The 19,884-nt window shown below is 60.9% G+C and carries 21 protein-coding genes, 1 tRNA gene and 1 riboswitch; of the genes, 20 read left to right on the top strand and 2 right to left on the bottom strand.

What is annotated here, in order from left to right; translation table 11 throughout:
• Window positions 1–63 precede the first annotated feature (63 nt).
• Window positions 64–1,176 (top strand): enoyl-CoA hydratase/isomerase family protein, encoded by a 1,113-nt coding sequence (locus RGV59_RS13095; protein ID WP_017844891.1) that lies wholly within the window; start codon window positions 64–66, stop codon window positions 1,174–1,176.
• Between the two features lie 3 nt (window positions 1,177–1,179).
• Here the strand turns inward: RGV59_RS13095 and RGV59_RS13090 are convergent, their stop codons facing one another.
• Together RGV59_RS13090 and RGV59_RS13085 are read right to left on the bottom strand one after the other, a co-directional pair.
• Window positions 1,180–1,614: a DUF3757 domain-containing protein gene (locus RGV59_RS13090; protein ID WP_126585695.1), complete on the bottom strand. Its 435-nt coding sequence runs from the start codon at window positions 1,612–1,614 to the stop codon at window positions 1,180–1,182.
• Between the two features lie 154 nt (window positions 1,615–1,768).
• Window positions 1,769–2,116, bottom strand: a complete 348-nt coding sequence (locus tag RGV59_RS13085) for a hypothetical protein (RefSeq protein WP_017844889.1) — start codon at window positions 2,114–2,116, stop codon at window positions 1,769–1,771.
• Between the two features lie 313 nt (window positions 2,117–2,429).
• Window positions 2,430–2,531, top strand: a riboswitch (guanidine-I (ykkC/yxkD leader).
• A 60-nt stretch (window positions 2,532–2,591) separates the two neighbouring features.
• Between RGV59_RS13085 and RGV59_RS13080 the strand changes: the two genes are divergently transcribed.
• The 19 genes from RGV59_RS13080 (at window position 2,592) to RGV59_RS12990 (ending at window position 19,872) form a co-directional block, all read left to right on the top strand.
• Entirely contained in the window at window positions 2,592–3,659 is a 1,068-nt protein-coding gene (locus tag RGV59_RS13080) for a putative urea ABC transporter substrate-binding protein (RefSeq protein WP_046384382.1), read from the top strand.
• A gap of 12 nt (window positions 3,660–3,671) precedes the next feature.
• Entirely contained in the window at window positions 3,672–4,487 is an 816-nt protein-coding gene (locus RGV59_RS13075; protein ID WP_126585694.1) for an ABC transporter permease, read from the top strand.
• On the top strand, window positions 4,484–5,248 hold the full coding sequence (locus RGV59_RS13070) for an ABC transporter ATP-binding protein (RefSeq protein ID WP_046490324.1): 765 nt from the start codon (window positions 4,484–4,486) through the stop codon (window positions 5,246–5,248). Before RGV59_RS13075 ends, RGV59_RS13070 begins: the two co-directional genes overlap by 4 nt.
• Window positions 5,245–5,970: an urea amidolyase associated protein UAAP1 gene (locus RGV59_RS13065; protein ID WP_017844885.1), complete on the top strand. Its 726-nt coding sequence runs from the start codon at window positions 5,245–5,247 to the stop codon at window positions 5,968–5,970. The genes RGV59_RS13070 and RGV59_RS13065 overlap by 4 nt, the downstream gene beginning before the upstream one ends.
• A 9-nt stretch (window positions 5,971–5,979) precedes the next feature.
• Window positions 5,980–6,609, top strand: a complete 630-nt coding sequence (locus RGV59_RS13060) for an urea amidolyase associated protein UAAP2 (protein ID WP_017844884.1) — start codon at window positions 5,980–5,982, stop codon at window positions 6,607–6,609.
• Window positions 6,610–6,842: 233 nt separating this feature from the next.
• Window positions 6,843–10,466, top strand: coding sequence for an urea carboxylase (gene uca / locus RGV59_RS13055; RefSeq protein ID WP_126585693.1), 3,624 nt, complete (start codon window positions 6,843–6,845; stop codon window positions 10,464–10,466).
• A 59-nt stretch (window positions 10,467–10,525) separates the two neighbouring features.
• Window positions 10,526–10,738 carry a cysteine-rich CWC family protein gene (locus RGV59_RS13050; RefSeq protein ID WP_017844882.1) on the top strand — a complete coding sequence of 71 codons (213 nt, stop codon included), beginning with the start codon at window positions 10,526–10,528 and terminating at the stop codon, window positions 10,736–10,738.
• Entirely contained in the window at window positions 10,738–11,430 is a 693-nt protein-coding gene (locus RGV59_RS13045; protein WP_017844881.1) for a pseudouridine synthase, read from the top strand. Before RGV59_RS13050 ends, RGV59_RS13045 begins: the two co-directional genes overlap by 1 nt.
• Before the next feature lie 304 nt (window positions 11,431–11,734).
• Window positions 11,735–12,619, top strand: a complete 885-nt coding sequence (locus tag RGV59_RS13040) for an alpha/beta fold hydrolase (protein ID WP_046490317.1) — start codon at window positions 11,735–11,737, stop codon at window positions 12,617–12,619.
• 238 nt (window positions 12,620–12,857) lie between these two features.
• Window positions 12,858–12,931: transfer RNA gene (locus RGV59_RS13035), tRNA-Gly, on the top strand.
• Window positions 12,932–13,471: 540 nt separating this feature from the next.
• Window positions 13,472–13,894, top strand: coding sequence for an arsenate reductase ArsC (locus RGV59_RS13030; RefSeq protein ID WP_017844878.1), 423 nt, complete (start codon window positions 13,472–13,474; stop codon window positions 13,892–13,894).
• The gene (locus RGV59_RS13025) at window positions 13,891–14,247 is read left to right on the top strand and encodes a metalloregulator ArsR/SmtB family transcription factor (protein WP_102618429.1); all 357 of its coding nucleotides are present in this window, start codon (window positions 13,891–13,893) and stop codon (window positions 14,245–14,247) included. Before RGV59_RS13030 ends, RGV59_RS13025 begins: the two co-directional genes overlap by 4 nt.
• A gap of 24 nt (window positions 14,248–14,271) precedes the next feature.
• Window positions 14,272–15,555, top strand: coding sequence for an arsenic transporter (locus tag RGV59_RS13020; protein WP_017844876.1), 1,284 nt, complete (start codon window positions 14,272–14,274; stop codon window positions 15,553–15,555).
• Between the two features lie 16 nt (window positions 15,556–15,571).
• Entirely contained in the window at window positions 15,572–16,042 is a 471-nt protein-coding gene (locus RGV59_RS13015) for an arsenate reductase ArsC (protein ID WP_007247285.1), read from the top strand.
• A gap of 47 nt (window positions 16,043–16,089) precedes the next feature.
• Window positions 16,090–16,803, top strand: coding sequence for an arsenical resistance protein ArsH (gene arsH, locus RGV59_RS13010; RefSeq protein WP_017844875.1), 714 nt, complete (start codon window positions 16,090–16,092; stop codon window positions 16,801–16,803).
• 20 nt (window positions 16,804–16,823) lie between these two features.
• A complete protein-coding gene (gene arsC, locus RGV59_RS13005) occupies window positions 16,824–17,246 on the top strand; it encodes an arsenate reductase (glutaredoxin) (protein WP_058410998.1) in 423 nt (140 codons plus the stop codon).
• A 225-nt stretch (window positions 17,247–17,471) separates the two neighbouring features.
• Window positions 17,472–18,551, top strand: a complete 1,080-nt coding sequence (locus RGV59_RS13000; protein ID WP_126585692.1) for an ArsO family NAD(P)H-dependent flavin-containing monooxygenase — start codon at window positions 17,472–17,474, stop codon at window positions 18,549–18,551.
• A gap of 27 nt (window positions 18,552–18,578) precedes the next feature.
• Window positions 18,579–19,616: a permease gene (locus RGV59_RS12995; RefSeq protein WP_126585691.1), complete on the top strand. Its 1,038-nt coding sequence runs from the start codon at window positions 18,579–18,581 to the stop codon at window positions 19,614–19,616.
• A 19-nt stretch (window positions 19,617–19,635) separates the two neighbouring features.
• Complete coding sequence (locus RGV59_RS12990; RefSeq protein ID WP_017844871.1) at window positions 19,636–19,872, top strand: thioredoxin family protein; 237 nt, start codon at window positions 19,636–19,638, stop codon at window positions 19,870–19,872.
• The last annotated feature ends 12 nt before the right edge of the window (window positions 19,873–19,884 follow it).

Below are 19,884 nucleotides of genomic sequence, written 5' to 3'. Positions count from 1 at the left end.
CACAACCGGCACTTTCCCATGAAGGGATCATACTCAACCTTCACCTTCCCGATTGAGGTCACGATGAACCTGCACTTCGAAGAGCTGACCGGCAGCGGCGGCGCGCGCATCGGCATCGCCAGCCTGGACGCCGAAAAGGCCCTCAACGCCCTCTCCCTGCCGATGATCCTGGCCCTGGGCGATCGCCTGGACGCCTGGGCCAAAGACCCGAACATCGTCTGCGTGCTGTTGCGCGGCAAGGGCCCCAAGGCATTTTGCGCCGGCGGCGAAGTGCGCAGCCTGGCCATGGCCTGCCGCGAACAACCCGGCGTCGTGCCGGAGCTGGCCGCGCAGTTTTTTGCCGCGGAATATCGCCTCGACTATCGCCTGCACACCTACCCCAAACCGTTGATCTGCTGGGGTCACGGCTATGTGCTGGGCGGCGGCATGGGCCTGCTGCAAAGCGCCTCGGTGCGTATCGTCACCCCCAGCAGCCGCTTGGCCATGCCCGAGATCAGCATCGGCCTGTACCCGGATGTGGGCGCCAGTTGGTTCCTGTCACGCATGCCGGGCAAACTGGGGTTGTTCCTTGGCCTGACCGGCGCGCACATCAACGGCCGCGACGCGCTCGATTTGGGCCTGGCCGACCGCTTCATGCGCGACGACCAGCAAGACGAACTGCTCGAAGGCCTGTTGCAACTGAACTGGCAGGAACAGACCGCGATGCAGCTCAACAGCCTGCTCAAGGCCTTGGCCCAGGAAGCCATCGACCAGCAACCCGAAGCGCAATGGCTACCACGCCGGGCGCAGATCGATGAGTGGCTGGATGTCAGTGACGTGCGCAGTGCCTGGCGGGCCTTGAGCCCATTGCGCGAGCACGCCGACCCGTTGCTCAGCCGCGCCGGCAAGACCCTCAGCGAAGGCTGCCCGCTGACCGCGCACCTGGTGTGGGAACAGCTCCAGCGCGCCCGCCACCTGTCGCTGGCCGAGGTGTTCCAGATGGAATACACCCTGAGCCTCAATTGCTGCCGTCACCCGGAATTCAGCGAAGGGGTCCGCGCGCGGTTGATCGACAAAGACCAGCAGCCTCATTGGCATTGGCCGGATATCAATGCCATTCCGCAGGCCGTGGTGCAGGCGCATTTCAACAAAGCCTGGGAAGGCCGCCATCCGCTCGCGGATTTTTCCTACTTTTGACAGTCAGTTTTTTGGCTTTTTAACCGTGAATGCGCAATTGTCCGGCTGACTGTCCTGGCAGATATACACCGGCAGGCCGAAGGGGTCGCTGGCAAGGTGCCAATGCAAAGTACCGGTCAGCGACATCGTCTCCACCTCTGCCGATTTGCCGTACCGCAAGTCCACTCTCTGACCGTCACTGGTCAGGTAGCTGCACTTGTCTACATAGCCGTTTTCCCGATCCTGTTCCTTGCCCGGGGTAAAAATGGCGCCAATAAATTGGTCGACAAAGTCCCGATAGCCGATCTTCGGGCTTTGCCAGACGAGTGTTCCCGCCGTCGCCTGGAAGTGGCCATCGACGTACTTGATTGCCGAGGAATAAGGGCAGCCTTGGTCCGCTTGCACGTGTGCAACGCCGCCGACCATGAGGAGTAAAACACACATCAATTGTCTGATCATCGGGGGTTCCTTCGCTCACTGGGCGGTCGAAGAGGCGCAACGGCCGCTCCCAGTTGAATGCACCAGAAACCCAAACGATAGCTGTTAAATCTGACAGTACTGCTAAATGCTACGAAAAAGCGGCGCTGCCTGCGCCACTTGCCTTCAAGAGCGGTCAACGATGACCGCCGCGACCAGCGCCACGATCGCCACCGCGACCGTGCCCGCCATTGCCCCAGCGATCCCCCCAACCCTGGTTTGGATAAGCCCGGTAACCCATGCGGGGCGCCGGCTGGTAATAACGTGGCACCGGCTGGTAATAACGCGGCGCCGGCGCGTAGTAACGCGGCGCCGGGTAATAGCCACGCCGATATTGATACGCCGGGCCGCCGCCGTAGTAATACACCGGCGCGGGCGCGGTATAGACCTCGGAACGGTAATAACCTGGGCCTCCATCGTAATAGGGCACGCACGCAGAAAGGGATAGACCGAGCACAGCGATAAGAAGCAGTCGTCGATACATGGCGGCCTCCTGGACCGCGAAAGAGCACCGCCAGCGACGCTGGGGGGCGGCATTCAACTTTTGCTGAATGACGAAATATCTGACATCAAAAAGCGAAACTGGTGCGATTTCGACACAGACTGAAACATCTGTTTCGGACGAGCCGAATGCCTCATTGCAGTGCGACGGCGCACCACTGCAACGCAGCCGCACGCACTCGAGCGTCGGGCGTTGCGCGCAAACCCGCGACCTACACGCCCGCGCCCTACTTGGCATGACTCTCGCTTAGCCTCTTGCGTGCAGGATTCATCACAGGTTCGCGGCACCACAATTTGCAATGGCTGACTAGGGTTCCGGCTCGCGAAACGCGAGTGGCTGGTCCGAGAGTCGGCGACCTCCAGTTGAGGTTACACGGCGGGATAAAAGCCCGGGAGACAAGCCACCGTTCACGGTGCCGCATTGCTCCTGCTCGCCCTCGATCAACTGGAGAAGCCCCATGCCCTCAATCCGTTTACCCGCCCTGCTCGCCGCCGCCTTTGCCGCTGTGCTGAGCGTCCAGACCCAGGCCGCCGTCAAAGACCACTTCAGCGTGTGCTGGACAATCTATGCCGGCTGGATGCCGTGGGAGTACGCCGGCAGCCAAGGCATCCTCGACAAGTGGGCCAAGAAGTACGGCATCACCATCGACGTGGTGCAACTCAATGACTACGTCGAGTCCATCAACCAGTACACCGCCGGCCAGTTCGACGGCTGCACCATGACCAACATGGACGCCCTGACCATCCCCGCCGCCGGTGGCGTCGACAGCACCGCGCTGGTGGTCAGCGACTTCTCCAACGGCAACGATGGCGTGGTGATCAAAGGCAGCGGCAAGACCGTCGCCGACCTCAAGGGCATGAACGTCAACCTGGTGGAACTGTCGGTGTCCCACTACCTGCTGGCCCGCGCGCTGGAGTCGGCGGACCTCACCGAAAAAGACCTGAAAGTGGTCAACACCTCCGACGCCGACATCGCCGCCGCCTTCAACACCGACCAGGTGCAAGCGGTGACGACCTGGAACCCGATGCTCTCTGCGATCAACGCCAAACCCGGCGTCACCCAGGTGTTCGACTCCAGCAAAGTGCCCGGCGAAATCATGGACATGATGGTGGTCAACACCCAGACCCTCAAAGACAACCCGGCCCTGGGCAAAGCCCTCACCGGCGCCTGGTTCGAAGTGGTCGCCCTGATGAACGCCAAAGGCGCCGCCAGCAGCGAAGCCCTGGAACACATGGCCAAGGCCTCGGGCACCGACCTCAAGGGGTTCCAGTCGCAACTGGACACCACCAAGTTGTTCGCCACGCCCAAGGAAGCCCTGGCCTTCGCCACCAGCGCGCAGCTGCCAGCGACCATGCGCAAGGTCGCCGAGTTCTCGTTTGAACACGGCCTGCTCGGCGAAGGGGCCAAGGACACCAGCGCCGTGGGCATGAGCTTCGCCAATGGCGTGACCAGCGGCGACAAGGCCAACCTCAAGCTGCAGTTCGACCCCCGCTACGTGCAGATGGCCGCCGACGGCACGTTGTAAGAGGACCCGGCCATGCGCCTGATCAACCGTCACCCGGACCGCTCCAGCCGCCTGTTGTTGGTGCTGCTGCCGTTCGCCATGCTGCTGTTCGCCTACTTCGTGGGCTCGGCCGAGCGCCTGGCGGATAACCCCAACGACAAACTGCTGCCCAGTGCCGGGCAAATGTTCGAGGCGGTCAAGCGCCTGGCATTCAGCGCCGACAGCCGCACCGGCGAATACGTGCTGTGGCAGGACAGCGCGTCGAGCCTGCGCCGCCTCGCGCTCGGCCTGGGCATCAGTGCCCTCGCCGGCCTGTGCCTGGGCATCGCCGCCGGGACGTTGCCATTGTTCGGCGCGCCGTTGTCACCGTTGCTGACGGTACTGTCGATGGTGCCGCCGCTGGCGATCCTGCCGATCCTGTTCATCGTGTTTGGCCTGGGGGAATTGTCCAAGGTGATGCTCATCGTCATCGGCGTCACCCCGTGCCTGGCCCGCGACCTGGAACAGCGCGCACGCGAAATTCCTGTGGAACTGCTGGTGAAGGCACAGACCCTCGGCGCGTCGACCTGGACCCTGATGCTGCGCGTGGTGTTGCCACAACTGTTGCCGCGCCTGCTGATCTCGCTGCGGCTGATGCTGGGCTCGGCGTGGTTGTTCCTGATCGCCGCCGAAGCCATCGCCTCCACCGACGGCCTGGGCTACCGGATCTTCCTGGTGCGCCGCTACCTGGCGATGGACGTGATCCTGCCCTACGTGGTGTGGATCACCCTGCTCGCCTGGCTGATGGACTGGGGCCTCAAGGTCCTGACCCGGCGCGCGTTCCCGTGGTACGAAGGAGCGCGGGCATGAGCTTTATCAGCGTCAACAATGTGTGGCAGCGCTACGGCGATCAGGTGGTGCTGGAGGGTTTGAATCTGCAGGTCGCCGAGGGCGAATTCTGCACCCTGGTCGGCACCTCCGGCTGTGGTAAATCGACGTTTCTGCGCCTGCTGCTGGGCCAGGAAACCGCGAGCAAGGGCCACATCCTGCTCGACGGCCAACCGCTGGCCGGCGAACCGGACGCCAGCCGTGGCGTGGTGTTCCAGCGCTACTCGGTGTTCCCGCACCTGAGCGTGCTCGACAACGTCGCCCTCGGCCTCGAACTGCCGCGCGCGCCGTTGCTCGGACGGCTGTTCGGCAAAGCCAAAAAAGCCGCGCGCGAACAGGCCGCCGCGCTGCTGCACAAAGTCGGCCTCGGCCACGCGCTGGACAAGTACCCGGCGCAGCTCTCCGGCGGCATGCAACAACGCCTGGCCATCGCCCAGGCCCTGATCATGAAACCGCGCGTATTGCTGCTGGACGAACCCTTCGGCGCCCTCGACCCGGGCATCCGCAAAGACATGCACCAGTTGCTGCTGGAACTGTGGCGCGAAACCCGGCTGACGGTGTTCATGGTCACCCACGACCTCAGCGAAGGCTTCAGCCTCGGCACGCGCCTGCTGGTGTTCGACAAGGTCCGCGTCGACCCCCACGCCCCCGGCGCCTATGGCGCCCGTATCACCTACGACATCCCTTTGAACAGCGAGCGGCGCAAGGCGCTCGCCGCCGAACTTGGAGCGACTTCCAAATGACCGATTCGACTCAATTGTTCCCGCCGTTCGCCGAAGAAATACTGCCCGGCGGCGGCCACCGTTCCTTCGTGCTCAAGCGCGGTCAACTGCTGCGCCTCACCGACCTGCGCGGCGGCGCCAACGTCAGCCTGACCCTGCTCAACGCGAACGAAAAAACCGAACGCCTGAACCTGCCCGACAGCCTCAAATGCCAACACACCGCCAAGCTCACCCGCGGCCATTGCCTGTACTCGGACATGGGCCGCGTGCTGGCCGCCATCACCGCCGACACCTGCGGCTGGAGTGACAGCATCGGCGGCGTGCTGTGCGCGGCCGAAGTGGCCGAGAAGTACGGCCAGGGGCGCTATCAGGAACTGCGCAACGGTTTCTATCGCAACGGCACCGACAACCTGCTGGTGGAATTGGGCAAGTGGGGCCTGGGGCTTTCCGACCTGCTGATGACCCTCAACCTGTTCAGCAAAGTCAGCGTGGACGACAACGGTGGCCTGCACTTCGTGCCGGGCAATTCCAAGGCGGGCGACTACATCGAACTCTACGCACCGATGGACACCCTGGTGGTGCTCACCGCGCTGCAGCATCCGATGGACCCCAACCCCGACTACGCCCCCCAACCGCTGAAACTGAGCTGGATGAACGCCGACCCAAGCGTCGCCGAACACTGCCGCACCTCGCGCCCGGAAAACGCGCGCGGTTTTATCAACACCGACCGTCTGTTCGCCTGAGGAGCTGCCATGTCTATCGCACTGAAACAACCCGACACGGCGGTGTACCGCGCCACCATTCCCGCCGGCGAGCCGTGGCTGATGGAGGTCAAGGCCGGACAGACCCTGCGCATCCTTGACCTGGAGGGCAACCAGGCGGTCGACACGCTGTTCTTCAGCGTGAAAAACCCGCGCGAGCGCTACGACGTGCAACGCACCTTGCGCCGCCAGAACAGCGTCTACCTGGGCGCCGGCAGCGTGCTCTATTCCAACCTCGGCCAGCCGATGCTGACCCTCGTCGCAGACACCTGCGGGCGCCACGACACCCTCGGCGGCGCCTGCGCCCAAGAGAGCAACACCGTGCGCTACGCCCTGGAAAAACGCTACATGCACAGCTGCCGCGACAACTACCTGCGGGCCTGCGCCCATGACGGTCGCCTGGGCAAACGCGACATTGGCCCGAACATCAATTTCTTCATGAATGTGCCGGTCACGGCCGACGGCGGGTTGACCTTCGAAGACGGCATTTCCGCCCCCGGCAAGTACGTCGACCTGCGCGCCGAGATGGACGTGATCGTGCTGATCTCCAACTGCCCGCAATTGAACAACCCGTGCAACGCCTACAACCCGACGCCTGCGGAGTTACTCGTATGGAACTGACACTCAAGCGCTTGCGCAGTTGGCTATTCGCCCTCTGCCAGGCCCGAGCCGGGCAGTGTCTTCAAAACCACTGAACCCTGTGGGAGGGGGCTTGCCCCCGATGGCGGCAAGTCAGCCAAACACGCCCCCACTGGCTCACCACCATCGGGAGCCCCCCCTCCCACACTCACGACATGCACTGCGGACGACCGTAGTGCTCCTTCACTTTGCGGGACGGCCCGCAGGGTTTTGCCATGTTCGAAAAACTCTTGATCGCCAACCGTGGCGCCATCGCCTGCCGCATCCTGCGCACCTTGCGCGAGCTGCATGTAAAGGGCGTCGCCGTGTACGCCGAAGCCGATGCGGCCAGCCTGCACATCCAACACGCCGACGAAGCCTACAGCCTCGGTGAAGGCGCCGCGGCCGGCACCTACCTGGCGGTGGACAAAATCCTCGCCATCGCCAAGGCCAGCGGCGCCACGGCGATTCATCCCGGCTACGGCTTTCTCTCGGAAAACGCCGCCTTCGCGCAAGCCTGCGAAAACGCCGGCATCGCCTTTATCGGGCCGACCCCGCAACAGCTGCGCGTATTCGGCCTCAAGCACACCGCACGGGCGCTGGCCAAGCAACACCACCTCCCCTTGCTCGAAGGCAGCGAACTGCTCGACAACCTCGACGCCGCCATGCTCGCCGCCGACCGCGTGGGCTACCCGGTCATGCTCAAGAGCACCGCCGGCGGCGGCGGCATCGGCATGCGCGTATGCCGCCACGCCGCGGAGTTGAACGAGTGCTTCGACGCCGTCAAGCGCCTGGGCCAGAACAACTTCAGCGATGCCGGCGTGTTTATCGAGAAGTACATCGAGCACGCTCGCCACCTGGAGGTGCAGGTGTTCGGCGACGGCGCGGGCGAGGTGATCGCCCTTGGCGTGCGCGATTGTTCGGTGCAGCGGCGCAACCAGAAAGTCCTCGAAGAAACCCCGGCGCCGAACCTGCCCGAAGGCATGGCCGAAGCCCTGTGCTCGGCCGCCATCACCCTGGCCAAGGCGGTCAACTACCGCAGCGCCGGCACCGTGGAATTCATCTTCGATAGCGCAGACAGTCGCTTCTACTTCCTGGAAGTGAACACGCGGTTGCAGGTGGAACACGGCGTCACCGAACAAGTGTGGGGCGTGGACCTGGTGCGCTGGATGGTGCAACTGGCGGCGGGAGAGATGCGGCCATTGAGTGAGTTGGCGTTGAAGCCCCAGGGCCATGCGATCCAGGCACGCTTGTATGCGGAAGATCCAGGCCGCGATTTCCAGCCGAGCCCAGGGCTGTTGACCTGCGTGGATTTTCCGCAGGCCGAAGGCTTGCGCATCGACACTTGGGTCGAGGCCGGTTGTGAGATCCCGCCGTACTTCGACCCGATGATCGCCAAGCTCATCACCTGGGCGCCCACCCGCGAACAGGCGCGCCTGGATTTGCATCGCGCCTTGAGCGACAGCCAGCTCTACGGCGTGGAAACCAACCGCGATTACCTGCGCCAGATCCTGCTCGCCGCGCCCTTTGCCGGTGGCCATCCGTGGACGCGCTGCCTGGAAGATCTGGTCTACGTTGCCCACACGTTCGAAGTGCTCAGCGCGGGCACGCAAACCAGCGTGCAGGACTATCCCGGACGCCTCGGTTATTGGGCCGTGGGCGTACCGCCGTCGGGGCCGATGGACAGCCGCGCGCTGCGCCTGGGCAATCGTCTGCTGGGCAATCGCGAAGGCGCGGCAGCCTTGGAGATCACCATGAGCGGGCCGCTGTTGCGCTTCAACTGCGCCGCCGTGGTGGCGGTGACGGGGGCGGAGATTCCGCTGCTGCTGGACGATCACCCCGTGCCGATGAATACCGCGCTGCGGATCGAAGCCGGATCGCTGTTGAACCTCGGTACCCTCGCCGGGGCCGGCGCGCGCAGTTACCTGTGCCTGCGCGGCGGGCTGCAGGTGCCGGACTACCTGGGCAGCCAAAGCACCTTCACCCTGGGCCAGTTCGGCGGGCACGGCGGGCGCGCGTTGCGCGCGGGCGACGTGCTGCATCTGTTGCCGCTGGTCGACGTCACCGCAGGGCAACAACTGGTCGCGCAACCGCTGGCGCAGGTCCGCACGCTACGGGTGATTTACGGCCCCCACGGCGCGCCGGAATACTTCCGGCCCGAGTACATCGACACCTTCTTCGCCACACAGTGGGAAGTGCATTTCAACTCCAGCCGCACCGGCGTGCGGTTGATCGGCCCCAAGCCGTTGTGGGCGCGCACCGATGGCGGCGAGGCCGGGCTGCATCCGTCGAATATCCACGACAACCCTTATGCGATCGGCGCGGTGGATTTCACCGGGGACATGCCGGTGATCCTCGGGCCGGACGGGCCGAGCCTGGGTGGGTTCGTGTGCCCGGTGACGGTGATCGAAGCCGACCTGTGGCAACTCGGGCAACTCAAGGCCGGCGACAAACTGCGCTTCGAAGCGGTGAACCTCGAGACCGCCCGCGATCTCGCGCTGAAATGGGATCAAATGCCGGAGCCAGGCTTGCCCGCGATGCAGGCGACGCGCGCTCACAGCAACACCGAGGCGATGCCATCGCGAGCAAGCCCGCGCCCACATTGGCCCGCGTCGCCTGTGGTGTTGGATATCGGCCAGGAAGATACGCGTCTGGTTGCCCGATTGGCCGGCGACACCCACCTGCTGCTGGAAATCGGCGCGCCCGAGCTCGACCTGGTGCTGCGCTTTCGCGCCCACGCGCTGATGCAGGCCCTCGAAACCCACGCACGGCACGGCGTGATCGACCTGACGCCGGGCATCCGCTCGCTGCAGGTCCACTACCAGCCGGAACAATTGCCCCTGGCCGACCTACTGGCGCTGATCAGCGGCGAATGGACGGCCGTGTGCGCCACGCCCAACCTGCAAGTGCCTTCGCGCATCGTCCACCTGCCGCTGTCCTGGGATGACCCGGCGTGCCAGTTGGCCATCGACAAATACATGACCACCGTGCGCAAGGACGCGCCGTGGTGCCCGAGCAACCTGGAGTTCATCCGTCGCATCAACGCCCTCGCCGACCTCGACGCGGTGCGCCACACCGTGTTCGAAGCGAGCTATCTGGTGATGGGCCTGGGCGATGTCTACCTCGGCGCCCCGGTGGCCACGCCGCTGGATCCGCGTCATCGCCTGGTGACCACCAAATACAACCCGGCCCGCACCTGGACCGCCGAGAACTCGGTGGGCATCGGCGGCGCGTATTTGTGCGTGTACGGCATGGAAGGCCCCGGCGGTTATCAGTTCGTCGGGCGCACGTTGCAGATGTGGAACCGCTATCGCGAAGTCGCGGCCTTCGACGGCAAGCCGTGGCTGCTGCGGTTTTTCGACCAGATCCGCTTCTACCCGGTGAGTGCCGAAGAACTGGTAAAGATTCGTCGGGACTTTCCGCTGGGGCGCTTTGCGTTGCACATCGAGGACAGCGTGTTGAACCTGGCGGACTACCAGGATTTTCTGGCGCGTGAAGCCACCGGTATCGATGCGTTTCGTGAGCACCAGCAACAGGCGTTCAATGCCGAGCGCGAACGCTGGATCGCCAGCGGCCAGGCGCACTTCGACAGCGAGGAAGCGCCAGCGCCGCTCGCGCAGGACACGCCGCTGAAGGCCAACGAGCACAGCATCGACAGCCATATCGCGGGCAATCTGTGGCAGGTCCGGGTGGCGGTGGGCGAACGCGTCGCGGCCGGCGATGTGCTGGTGGTGCTGGAGTCGATGAAAATGGAGATCGCGCTGCCGGCGCCGTTCGCCGCAGTGGTGCGGGAAATCACCGTGCAGCCCGGCAGCGCGATTGGCGCCGGCCAGCGGGTCGTGGTGCTGGAACGGGACTGAGCGGCGCTGTATCGTGCAGGGACCTTCGGCGCCCTGCCCGATCCAGCCTGAACCGAACGATGACCACAGCCACCCTCTGCCCCGCCTGCGGCGCCCGCAACGACTGCACCCTGGCCGACCCGCGCACCGCCGACCAGGCCTGCTGGTGCTACAGCGTCACCATCGACCCGGCGGTGCTCGAAGCCCTGCCCGATGCATTACGCAACCAGGCCTGCCTGTGCCCGCGCTGTGCCCAGGTCGATGCACAGTTGCGCGGGGCTGAGCCGTTGTAATGCGGGTTGATCGATTCCTCAGCAACCTGCCGCGTTTCAATCGCCAGCAAGTGCGCCTGCTGTTGGTGGAACGGCGGGTGAGCGTCGATGGCGTGCCCGTCAGCGATCCTCACCACGAGGTGCGCGAATTCAGCCGGGTGTGCGTGGACGATGAGGTGCTGCAGGCGGGTAAACCGGCGCGCTATTTCATGTTGCACAAACCCCAGGGCTGCGTCAGCGCCACCTGTGACCCCCAGCACCCGACCGTGCTGGATTGGCTGGACGAACCGGACAAGGACGAGCTGCACATCGCCGGCCGCCTGGACTTCAACACCACCGGGCTGATGCTGATCACCAACGACGGCCAGTGGTCGCGGCGCCTGACGCAACCGACGACCAAACTGCCCAAGGTCTACCTGGTGGAGACCGAACAACCGATCGGCGCGGAATACGCCGCCACCTTCGCGGCGGGCGTGTATTTCGCGTTTGAAGACCTGACGACTCAACCGGCCCAGCTGGAGCTGTTGGCGCCTCGCCTGGCACGCTTGAGCATCATCGAAGGTCGCTATCACCAGGTGAAGCGCATGTTCGGGCACTTCGACAACAAGGTGCTGCGCTTGCATCGGGAACGCATGGGGCCGCTGGCGTTGGATGACGCGCTGGCGCCCGGTGAGTATCGAGCGTTGAGCGCCGATGAAATCCGCCAGGTCTGACGACCGTTCGGCCGGTGATGGCTAAAACCCATCCCTGCGACTTGCGACATCCCGAACCGACTGCTTGAATCAAAACGTCAGCCAAAAGATGACTGGCGAGTCGCCTATAACCTCCAAGAAACACCTTGCCGCGCCCGCGCTTGATCCACGGGCCTTCCCGGCAAACAACCCGCCCTGGTAACACCCGTCGGCCAGCCGTCATCGGCGCGACATGGGCGCTCATCTTCAAGGCGTATGCCTACCTGTCACAAAGCTCGTGCAGAGTGATCTGCGCGCCCTACCCGCTTGCCAGGAGTCTTACGACATGAGGCCAGAAATCGCTGTGTTGGATATACAGGGTCAGTATCGGGTTTACACGGAGTTCTATCGCGCGGACGCGGCTGAAAAGACCATCATCCTGGTCAACGGCTCCATGGCCACCACGGCCTCCTTCGCCCAAACCGTGAAAAGCCTGTACCCGCAGTTCAATGTGGTTTTGTACGACCAGCCCTACGCCGGTCGCTCCAAAATCCATAACCGCCATGAGCAGATGCTGACGAAGGAAGTCGAAGGCCAGATCCTCCTGGAACTCATCGACCACTTCGCCGCCGAACACGTGTTGTCCTTCTCCTGGGGCGGCGCCGCCACCCTCGTCGCCCTCGCCCAGCGCCCGCGCCGCGTGGAAAAGGCGGTGATCAGCTCGTTCTCGCCGGTGATCAACGCGCCCATGCGCGACTACCTCGAACGCGGCGTCGACTACCTCGGCAAGCTCGACCGCGACCGCGTCGGCCACTTGGTCAACAGCACCATCGGCAAACACCTGCCGTCGCTGTTCAAGCGCTTCAACTACCGCCACGTCAGCAGCCTGGCCGAGCACGAATACGGGCAGATGCACTTCCACATCAGCCACGTACTCAACAGCGACCGGCTGTGCTACCTCAAGGCCGCGCGCCAGATCACCGTGCCGGTGCTGTTCATGAACGGTGAATGGGACGAATACACCAGCGCCGCGGATGCCCAGCTGTTCGGGCAATACGTGCCAAACAGCAGCTTCAGCACGATCCAGGCGACCGGGCATTTTCTGGACATGGAGCACAAAGCGGCCAGCCGCGACAGCCGCGACGCCGTGGTCGGCTTTCTGAAGCCCGCGCGGCAGACCCACCGATTGCGCTATCACCAGGGCCAGGCGCAGCATGCCTTTGCGCTCTGAAACACAGCCGACTGTAGGAGCGAGCACGCCCGCTCCTACAGTCGGTCGGCTCGTTGCCTACGCAAACACGCGCAACCTGCACATTTCTCAAAGAAAAACTTCAAATCGCGGCGCACATCTGGTACAAAGTCAGCCGCTCTGAGCGGGTGTCGTATAATGGCATTACTCCAGCTTCCCAAGCTGATAACGAGGGTTCTAATAGGACACCCCGTTTTGTGAGCAAAGAAATATGTGTAATGCGGGTATAGTTTAGTGGCAAAACGAAAGCTTCCCAAGCTTTAGTTGAGGGTTCGATTCCCTCTACCCGCTCCACAACACAGCACCACGCCCCAGCAAATATGGATTGCCCCTCCCCTCATCCCTGATCAGCATTCCCTCCATCCCGACCTACTTTCCAATCGCACAGCCCCTCCCCTCCGTGCCAATGAACGACCATCCGCGATCACATTAGGTTGTGAATAAAGAAACTCTGAAAACGCACGCCAAACGGTCAACTATCGGACACGGTGAATACGCGCTAGGCAGTGAGACCTGCATGAGGCAGGAAATCATAGATTAACTACGCCGCGCATCAGACCAAAGCCATCGTGTGAACTCAAAAAAGGTTCGGCCTGGAAGATCAATATCGTCTGCTGGAAGGTCAGCAGATTCCAACGCAGCGCGAAAGCGTTGCCATTGCTCTCTGGCTATCTCCGTGGACTGGATCATCATCTTCCTCTCCATGCTTTTATCTCCTTTATGCCGCTTTACATGGACTGTTACGGCTCAAGCCGAAGCAGCATTCATCATATTCGCTTTACCGAATATTCGCTAAAGCGTATATTCGATTTTCCATATACATCGAGTTCAACCATGAGCCCTGCGATCAAAGTGCTTTTCGTGTGCGTTGCCAACTCAGCCCGCTCCCTGCTTGCAGAGGCTTTGCTGCGGCACACCGACCCGCGCTTCGAGGCCTTCAGCGCAGGGTCCGAACCGTCTGAGGTTGATCCGCGCACGACTCAAGCATTGGAGGCAGTTGGAGTCGATGCAACGGGCCTGCGCAGCAAGTCCATCAGCGAGTTTCAAGCTGATCGATTCGATTACGTAATCACTCTTTGTGATAAATCCGCAAGCGAGTGCCTACCAATGCCCAGCGCAGGTGAAGTCATTGCCTGGGACTTTCCTGACCCAGTAAATAGCGATGATCCCGGCGCATTTCGCCACACGCTCCACAACATCCACGAGCGCATCAAGCTCTTCGTTTTGCTTAAGACCAAACACTTGGAGGATCTATGACAGACCCCATGAACCCCATCACGCTATTCAAGTGCCTGGCAGACGACACCCGAACCAAAATTACGATGCTCGTCGTGAGTGAAGGCGAGTTATGTGTCTGCGAGCTGACAGCCGCTCTTGAGATGAATCAGCCCAAAATTTCTCGTCACTTGGCGCTGCTTCGTTCAGCAGGCTTGCTGATGGATCGTCGCCAGGGTCAGTGGGTGTACTACCGCCTGAATCCCGATTTGCCTGCGTGGGTAACTGCGGTTTTGAAAGAAGTCGTAGACGCCAATCAGCAATGGCTGGAAACCGAGACTAAACGCCTGTGCGGTATGAACGACCGTCCGATCAATCAGGCCGTGTGCAGTTGATTCACACCCAACCGGATTAACAAAATGCTGATTGCCGTATTGATATTTATCGCCACCATCGTGCTCGTCATCTGGCAGCCCAAGGGGCTCGGAGTTGGTTGGAGTGCCACGTTGGGTGCCATCGTGGCGTTGCTGGCAGGCGTCGTTACTCTTGCAGACATACCCGAGGTCTGGCGCATCGTCTGGAATGCTACCGGGACTTTCATTGCGGTCATCATCATCAGTTTGCTGCTTGATGAGGCAGGCTTTTTCAAATGGGCTGCGCTGCATGTGGCCCGATGGGGAGGCGGGAGCACCCGCAAGCTGTTCGCATTTATCGTCCTGCTGGGCGCAGCGGTGTCGGCCCTGTTCGCCAATGACGGAGCAGCATTGATCCTCACACCCATTGTGATCGCGATGTTGCTGGCGTTGCGTTTTTCTCCTGCGGCTACTTTGGCATTCGTCATGGCCGCCGGTTTTATCGCCGATACGGCGAGCTTACCGCTGGTGGTTTCCAACCTGGTCAACATCGTTTCTGCCGACTACTTCGATATCGGCTTCAACGAATATGCTTCGATCATGGTGCCGGTAAACATCGTCAGCGTGGCGGCGACATTAGCCATGCTGCTGTGGTTTTTCCGCAAAGATTTACCAAAGACCTATGACCTCAACCAACTGGACAATCCGGACGAGGCAATCCACGACCGGGCCACTTTTGTAGCCGGCTGGTGGGTGCTGGCACTACTCCTGATCGGCTTCTTTGTCATTGAGCCATTGGGGGTACCAATCAGCGCCATTGCAGCGGTCTGTGCGTTCATTCTCTATGTCATCGCGGCTCGTGGTCACGCCATCAACACAAGCAAGGTGCTCAAAGAGGCGCCATGGCAGGTGGTGATTTTTTCTTTGGGTATGTACCTGGTTGTGTATGGCCTGAAGAACGCCGGCCTGACCGACCACATCGCGCAAATCCTGAACGTGTTCGCCGGTTATGGCGTTTGGGGCGCGTCCCTGGGTACAGGGCTGCTAACAGCGTTGCTGTCATCGATCATGAACAACATGCCCACCGTTCTGGTAGGCGCCTTATCCATTCATGCCGCCGAAGTCGATGGTGTAGTCCAGCAAGCGATGGTTTACGCCAACATCATCGGCTGCGACCTGGGCCCGAAGATCACCCCAATTGGGAGCTTGGCCACTCTGTTGTGGCTGCACGTGCTGGCCCGGAAAAACATAACGATCAGCTGGGGTTACTACTTCAAGACCGGGATCGTGCTGACCGTGCCCATCCTCGTCGCCACATTGTCCGCCCTGGCACTGCGCCTCAGTTTCTGAATCAAGGAATCGTCTGATGAAAGTCTTGTTCATGTGTACCCACAACAGCTGCCGCAGCATTCTGTCCGAGGCGCTTTTCAACCACTTGGCGCCCGAGGGTGTAGAAGCCGTCAGTTCAGGAAGCTTTCCCAGTGGCCGGGTGAATCAACGGGCATTGCAAACGCTGGAGGCGGCGGGTATTTCCACGGTGGGTTTGAGCAGCAAGGCTTCGGATGCTTTTGAAGGCTCGCCTCCAGACATCGTGATCACTGTCTGCGACCGGGCAGCGGGTGAAGCATGCCCAATCTTCTTTGGGCCAGCTTTGAAGGCGCATTGGGGGCTGGCCGACCCGTCTGAGGCTAGCGGGTCGGAAGCCGAGATCACCGCAGCGTTTGAAGCCACACTGGCCAAAATTCACGAACGCGTGAGTGCGTTTCTTGCACTGCCGCTCAAGACCATGAGCCCTGACCAACTGAAAGCTGAACTGAACCGCATCGGTTCGCTTTAAAGATCAACCGAGGCGGCGTCCTAGCCGGCGCCGTGGTAGGAGTTTATATGCAAGATACATTGCCGAACGTACACACCGACCTGATCGACATTCCGTCGTTGGAACAACTGGAGCCGCGTACACCGTCACTCCATAAGCCTCGAATTCTGCTTTTGTACGGATCGACGCGAGAGCGCTCTTTCAGCCGGTTAGTCACGCAAGAGGCGGCACGCCTGCTGAATGAGTTTGGCGCTGAAACCAAGATCTTTGACCCATCGGGTCTGCCGCTGCCGGATGACGCTCCCGATACACATCCCAAGGTCGCTGAGCTGCGCGAGCTGATGCAATGGTCTGAGGGGCAGGTGTGGTGCTCCCCTGAGCGTCACGGCTCGATGAGTGCAGTATTCAAAGCCCAAATTGACTGGGTTCCGCTGGCGATTGGCGCTGTACGACCTACGCAAGGCAAAACCCTTGCTGTGATGCAGGTCTGCGGCGGCTCGCAATCTTTCAACGTGGTCAATCAGCTGCGCGTACTGGGTCGATGGATGCGGATGTTCACCATCCCAAACCAATCTTCGGTGGCCAAGGCGTTCACCGAGTTCGACGAGGTAGGCCGCATGAAGCCGTCCTCGTACTACGACCGACTGGTGGATGTGATGGAAGAGCTAATGAAGTTCACGCTGCTGTTGCGGGGTCGCCAGGACTACTTGGTTGATCGCTACTCCGAGCGTAAAGAGTCCGCTGAAGAGCTGTCCAAGCGCGTCAACCAGCGCTCCATTTAACGTCACCGCGAGGAAACTGTATGAGTCAGATAACGATCTACCACAACCCGCAATGTGGCACCTCTCGCAACACCTTGGAGCTGATCCGCAACAGCGGAGAAGAGCCGACTGTTATCGAGTACCTACAGACCCCACCTGACCGCACCACGCTTGTCAGGTTGATCAAGGATATGGGTATCGAGGTGCGGGCCCTGCTTCGTATCAAAGGCACCCCCTACGAGGAGCTGGGACTCGGTGATACGTCACTTACTGATGACCAGCTCATCGATGCCATGATGGCTCACCCCATTCTGATCAATCGCCCCATCGTCGTGACGCCCTTGGGGACACGCTTGTGTCGTCCGTCAGAGGCAGTCCTCGACCTTCTGCCGCAAGAGCAGCGCGGCAGCTTCGTCAAAGAAGACGGACAAGTCGTCATTGATGAGAATGGCCGTAGGGTTTAAACGGATGTGAAGCAGATGGGCCTGGAGGGATGCTGGTGAATCAAAACTCGAAATTTGATGCAGTGGTCATTGGCGGTGGCCAATCCGCGCTCACCGTTTGCATGAGGCCTAATTGCCGGCTGGCCAATGGCAGCTTTAGCATCCTCAACATATGAGCTAGATCAGTTGGGTTCAAACTTGGCTCGCTATACTGGCTACCGCCCAACATCGACTCAAGGTTTTCCCATGACTCCTTCGCCCAGCGACCAACGAGATGTAGTCATTATCGGTGGGGGGCAGTCAGCCTTGGCGGTAGTGTATTTCCTGCGCCGAACTCAACTTTCGTTCGTCATCCTCGACGCCGAGGAAGAGCCCGGTGGTGCATGGCGGCATGGCTGGAACTCGCTGCGTTTATTCTCCCCGTCCACTTGGAGTTCGATCCCAGGCTGGATGATGCCTCCTGCGCAGGAAGGGTATCCAACGCGAAATCATGTGATCGACTATCTCAGCCAATATGAGCAGCGCTATCAATTCCCGGTTGAGCGCCCGGTTCGCGTCGTTTCTGTAGAGCGTATAGAGTCTGGCTTACGAGTGCGTTCTGACGCCAAGTATTGGGATGCCAAGATTGTAATCAGCGCTACCGGCACTTGGAGCAATCCGTATATCCCTCACTACCCTGATGCCGAGTTATTCGCCGGTCGGCAATTGCATTCCGCGAACTATGTCGATGCACAAGCGTTTGCTGGCAAGAAGGTTTTGGTGGTGGGTGGTGGCAATTCAGGAGCGCAGATTTTGGCAGAAGTCTCCAAGGTCGCTGAGACCACTTGGGTGACTCCTACTGAGCCGGTGTTTTTGCCTGATGAAGTGGATGGGCGGGTGCTATTCGAACGTGCCACTCAGCGCTTGAAAGCTCAGCAGGAGGGGCGTGTCATTGATCAGCCCGTCGGCGGGTTGGGAGACATTGTCATGGTGCCGCCAGTTGTAGAAGCCCGTGAGCGTGAAGTTCTCAAGTCTGTACGCCCTTTTGAACGCTTCACTCGCGACGGTGTGATGTGGGCCGACGGCTCCGAATCTGCAGTGGATGTAGTGATCTGGTGTACCGGATTCAGGCCCGCACTTCAGCATCTGAATACGCTGGGGGTGATCGACACTGAAGGTCGTGTTGAGGTCGACGGCACTCACTCGATCCAGGAACCAAGACTATGGCTGGTGGGCTATGGCGAGTGGACAGGTTCGGCTTCCGCCACACTGATCGGTGTAACACGCACAGCACGCAGCACAGTCAATCAGATCGCGACCTATCTTGACGAGCCGTCCGTGGCCTAGTGCGCCTACACCCCAGGAGTAGAGGACATGAATGAAATGATCGTGCGCTGGCCGAAGCGCAATCCCCGCCTGTTTTTAGCGGTTGCAGCGCTTGTCTGGTTCGGATTGTATGAAGCCCTGATACCTGTTTCAGAGGTTTTGGTCGCAGCGCTTCCGGTTGATCGAAATAGCCACCTTGGAGGCGCCTTACAGTTTTTTTTCTACGACACGCCCAAAGTGTTGATGCTGTTGACTGGCATCGTGTTCTTGATGGGCATGCTCAACTCCCACTTCACGCCTGAACGCACCCGCGCAATATTGGCAGGGCGAAGCGAGGGCACAGCCAATGTCATGGCGGCCTCGCTCGGTGTGTTTACCCCATTTTGCTCGTGTTCAGCCGTTCCTCTTTTTATAGGTTTTGTTCAAGCTGGCGTGCCCCTGGGGGTAACGTTCTCCTTCCTCATTTCTGCGCCCATGGTGAATGAGGTCGCGCTGACACTGCTGCTTGGCTTGTTCGGCTGGAAAGTTGCGTTGCTGTATCTCAGCCTAGGGTTGTTTATTGCGATTGTGGCTGGCTGGGTCATTGGCCGCCTGAAAATGGAGGCCTATCTGGAAGATTGGGTTCGTGACATGCCCAGGATCCAGGCAACTGCCGGGGACACCCGCATGCCCCTGTATGAGCGGATAAGTGCCGGGTTTGGCAGCGTGCGTGAAATCGTCGGAAAAGTCTGGCCTTACATCCTCGCCGGTATTGCCATTGGCGCGGGCATTCACGGGTATGTGCCAGAGGATTTCATGGCCAGTTTCATGGGCAAGGAAGCCTGGTGGTCGGTTCCGCTCGCGGTTCTTATCGGCATCCCCATGTATACCAATGCGGCAGGCATCATCCCCATTGTGCAGGCACTACTCGCAAAGGGCGCGGCACTGGGCACTGTGCTGGCCTTCATGATGAGTGTCATCGCTCTATCTCTTCCGGAGATGGTGATTTTGCGCAAGGTGCTTAAAGTTCGCCTGATAGCCACCTTCATTGGGGTCGTCGCCGTCGGCATTCTCATCGTTGGTTACGTCTTCAACTTCGCTTTGTAATCCACCTACCGAGGTTTTTATGAAAGACATCAAGGTTCTGGGCACCGGTTGTGCAAAATGCAAATCGACAGTCGCCATCATCGAACAAGTGGCGAGTGCGAAAGGCATCCCCGTAAAGCTGGAAAAAATCGAAGACATGCAACAGATCGTCAGCTACGGGGTCATGTCCACCCCGAGTGTTGTGATTGATGGAAAGGTTGTTCACTCAGGGGGCATCCCGACCCGTGACAAGGTTGAAGAGTGGCTCAGCGCTTAGAGGGACTAGAGG

The organism is Pseudomonas sp. FG1 (assembly GCF_034313875.1).
Taxonomy (GTDB): domain Bacteria; phylum Pseudomonadota; class Gammaproteobacteria; order Pseudomonadales; family Pseudomonadaceae; genus Aquipseudomonas; species Aquipseudomonas veronii.
The sequence above is the reverse complement of the archived record's forward strand: the minus strand, read 5'-3'. Positions and strand labels throughout refer to the sequence as shown.

Coding starts and splice junctions, on each gene's coding strand:
- RGV59_RS13095 (WP_017844891.1), top strand. CDS start 64: ATGAACCTGCACTTCGAAGAGCTGACCGGCAGCGGCGGCGCGCGCATC.
- RGV59_RS13090 (WP_126585695.1), bottom strand. CDS start 1,614: ATGATCAGACAATTGATGTGTGTTTTACTCCTCATGGTCGGCGGCGTT.
- RGV59_RS13085 (WP_017844889.1), bottom strand. CDS start 2,116: ATGTATCGACGACTGCTTCTTATCGCTGTGCTCGGTCTATCCCTTTCT.
- RGV59_RS13080 (WP_046384382.1), top strand. CDS start 2,592: ATGCCCTCAATCCGTTTACCCGCCCTGCTCGCCGCCGCCTTTGCCGCT.
- RGV59_RS13075 (WP_126585694.1), top strand. CDS start 3,672: ATGCGCCTGATCAACCGTCACCCGGACCGCTCCAGCCGCCTGTTGTTG.
- RGV59_RS13070 (WP_046490324.1), top strand. CDS start 4,484: ATGAGCTTTATCAGCGTCAACAATGTGTGGCAGCGCTACGGCGATCAG.
- RGV59_RS13065 (WP_017844885.1), top strand. CDS start 5,245: ATGACCGATTCGACTCAATTGTTCCCGCCGTTCGCCGAAGAAATACTG.
- RGV59_RS13060 (WP_017844884.1), top strand. CDS start 5,980: ATGTCTATCGCACTGAAACAACCCGACACGGCGGTGTACCGCGCCACC.
- uca (WP_126585693.1), top strand. CDS start 6,843: ATGTTCGAAAAACTCTTGATCGCCAACCGTGGCGCCATCGCCTGCCGC.
- RGV59_RS13050 (WP_017844882.1), top strand. CDS start 10,526: ATGACCACAGCCACCCTCTGCCCCGCCTGCGGCGCCCGCAACGACTGC.
- RGV59_RS13045 (WP_017844881.1), top strand. CDS start 10,738: ATGCGGGTTGATCGATTCCTCAGCAACCTGCCGCGTTTCAATCGCCAG.
- RGV59_RS13040 (WP_046490317.1), top strand. CDS start 11,735: ATGAGGCCAGAAATCGCTGTGTTGGATATACAGGGTCAGTATCGGGTT.
- RGV59_RS13030 (WP_017844878.1), top strand. CDS start 13,472: ATGAGCCCTGCGATCAAAGTGCTTTTCGTGTGCGTTGCCAACTCAGCC.
- RGV59_RS13025 (WP_102618429.1), top strand. CDS start 13,891: ATGACAGACCCCATGAACCCCATCACGCTATTCAAGTGCCTGGCAGAC.
- RGV59_RS13020 (WP_017844876.1), top strand. CDS start 14,272: ATGCTGATTGCCGTATTGATATTTATCGCCACCATCGTGCTCGTCATC.
- RGV59_RS13015 (WP_007247285.1), top strand. CDS start 15,572: ATGAAAGTCTTGTTCATGTGTACCCACAACAGCTGCCGCAGCATTCTG.
- arsH (WP_017844875.1), top strand. CDS start 16,090: ATGCAAGATACATTGCCGAACGTACACACCGACCTGATCGACATTCCG.
- arsC (WP_058410998.1), top strand. CDS start 16,824: ATGAGTCAGATAACGATCTACCACAACCCGCAATGTGGCACCTCTCGC.
- RGV59_RS13000 (WP_126585692.1), top strand. CDS start 17,472: ATGACTCCTTCGCCCAGCGACCAACGAGATGTAGTCATTATCGGTGGG.
- RGV59_RS12995 (WP_126585691.1), top strand. CDS start 18,579: ATGAATGAAATGATCGTGCGCTGGCCGAAGCGCAATCCCCGCCTGTTT.
- RGV59_RS12990 (WP_017844871.1), top strand. CDS start 19,636: ATGAAAGACATCAAGGTTCTGGGCACCGGTTGTGCAAAATGCAAATCG.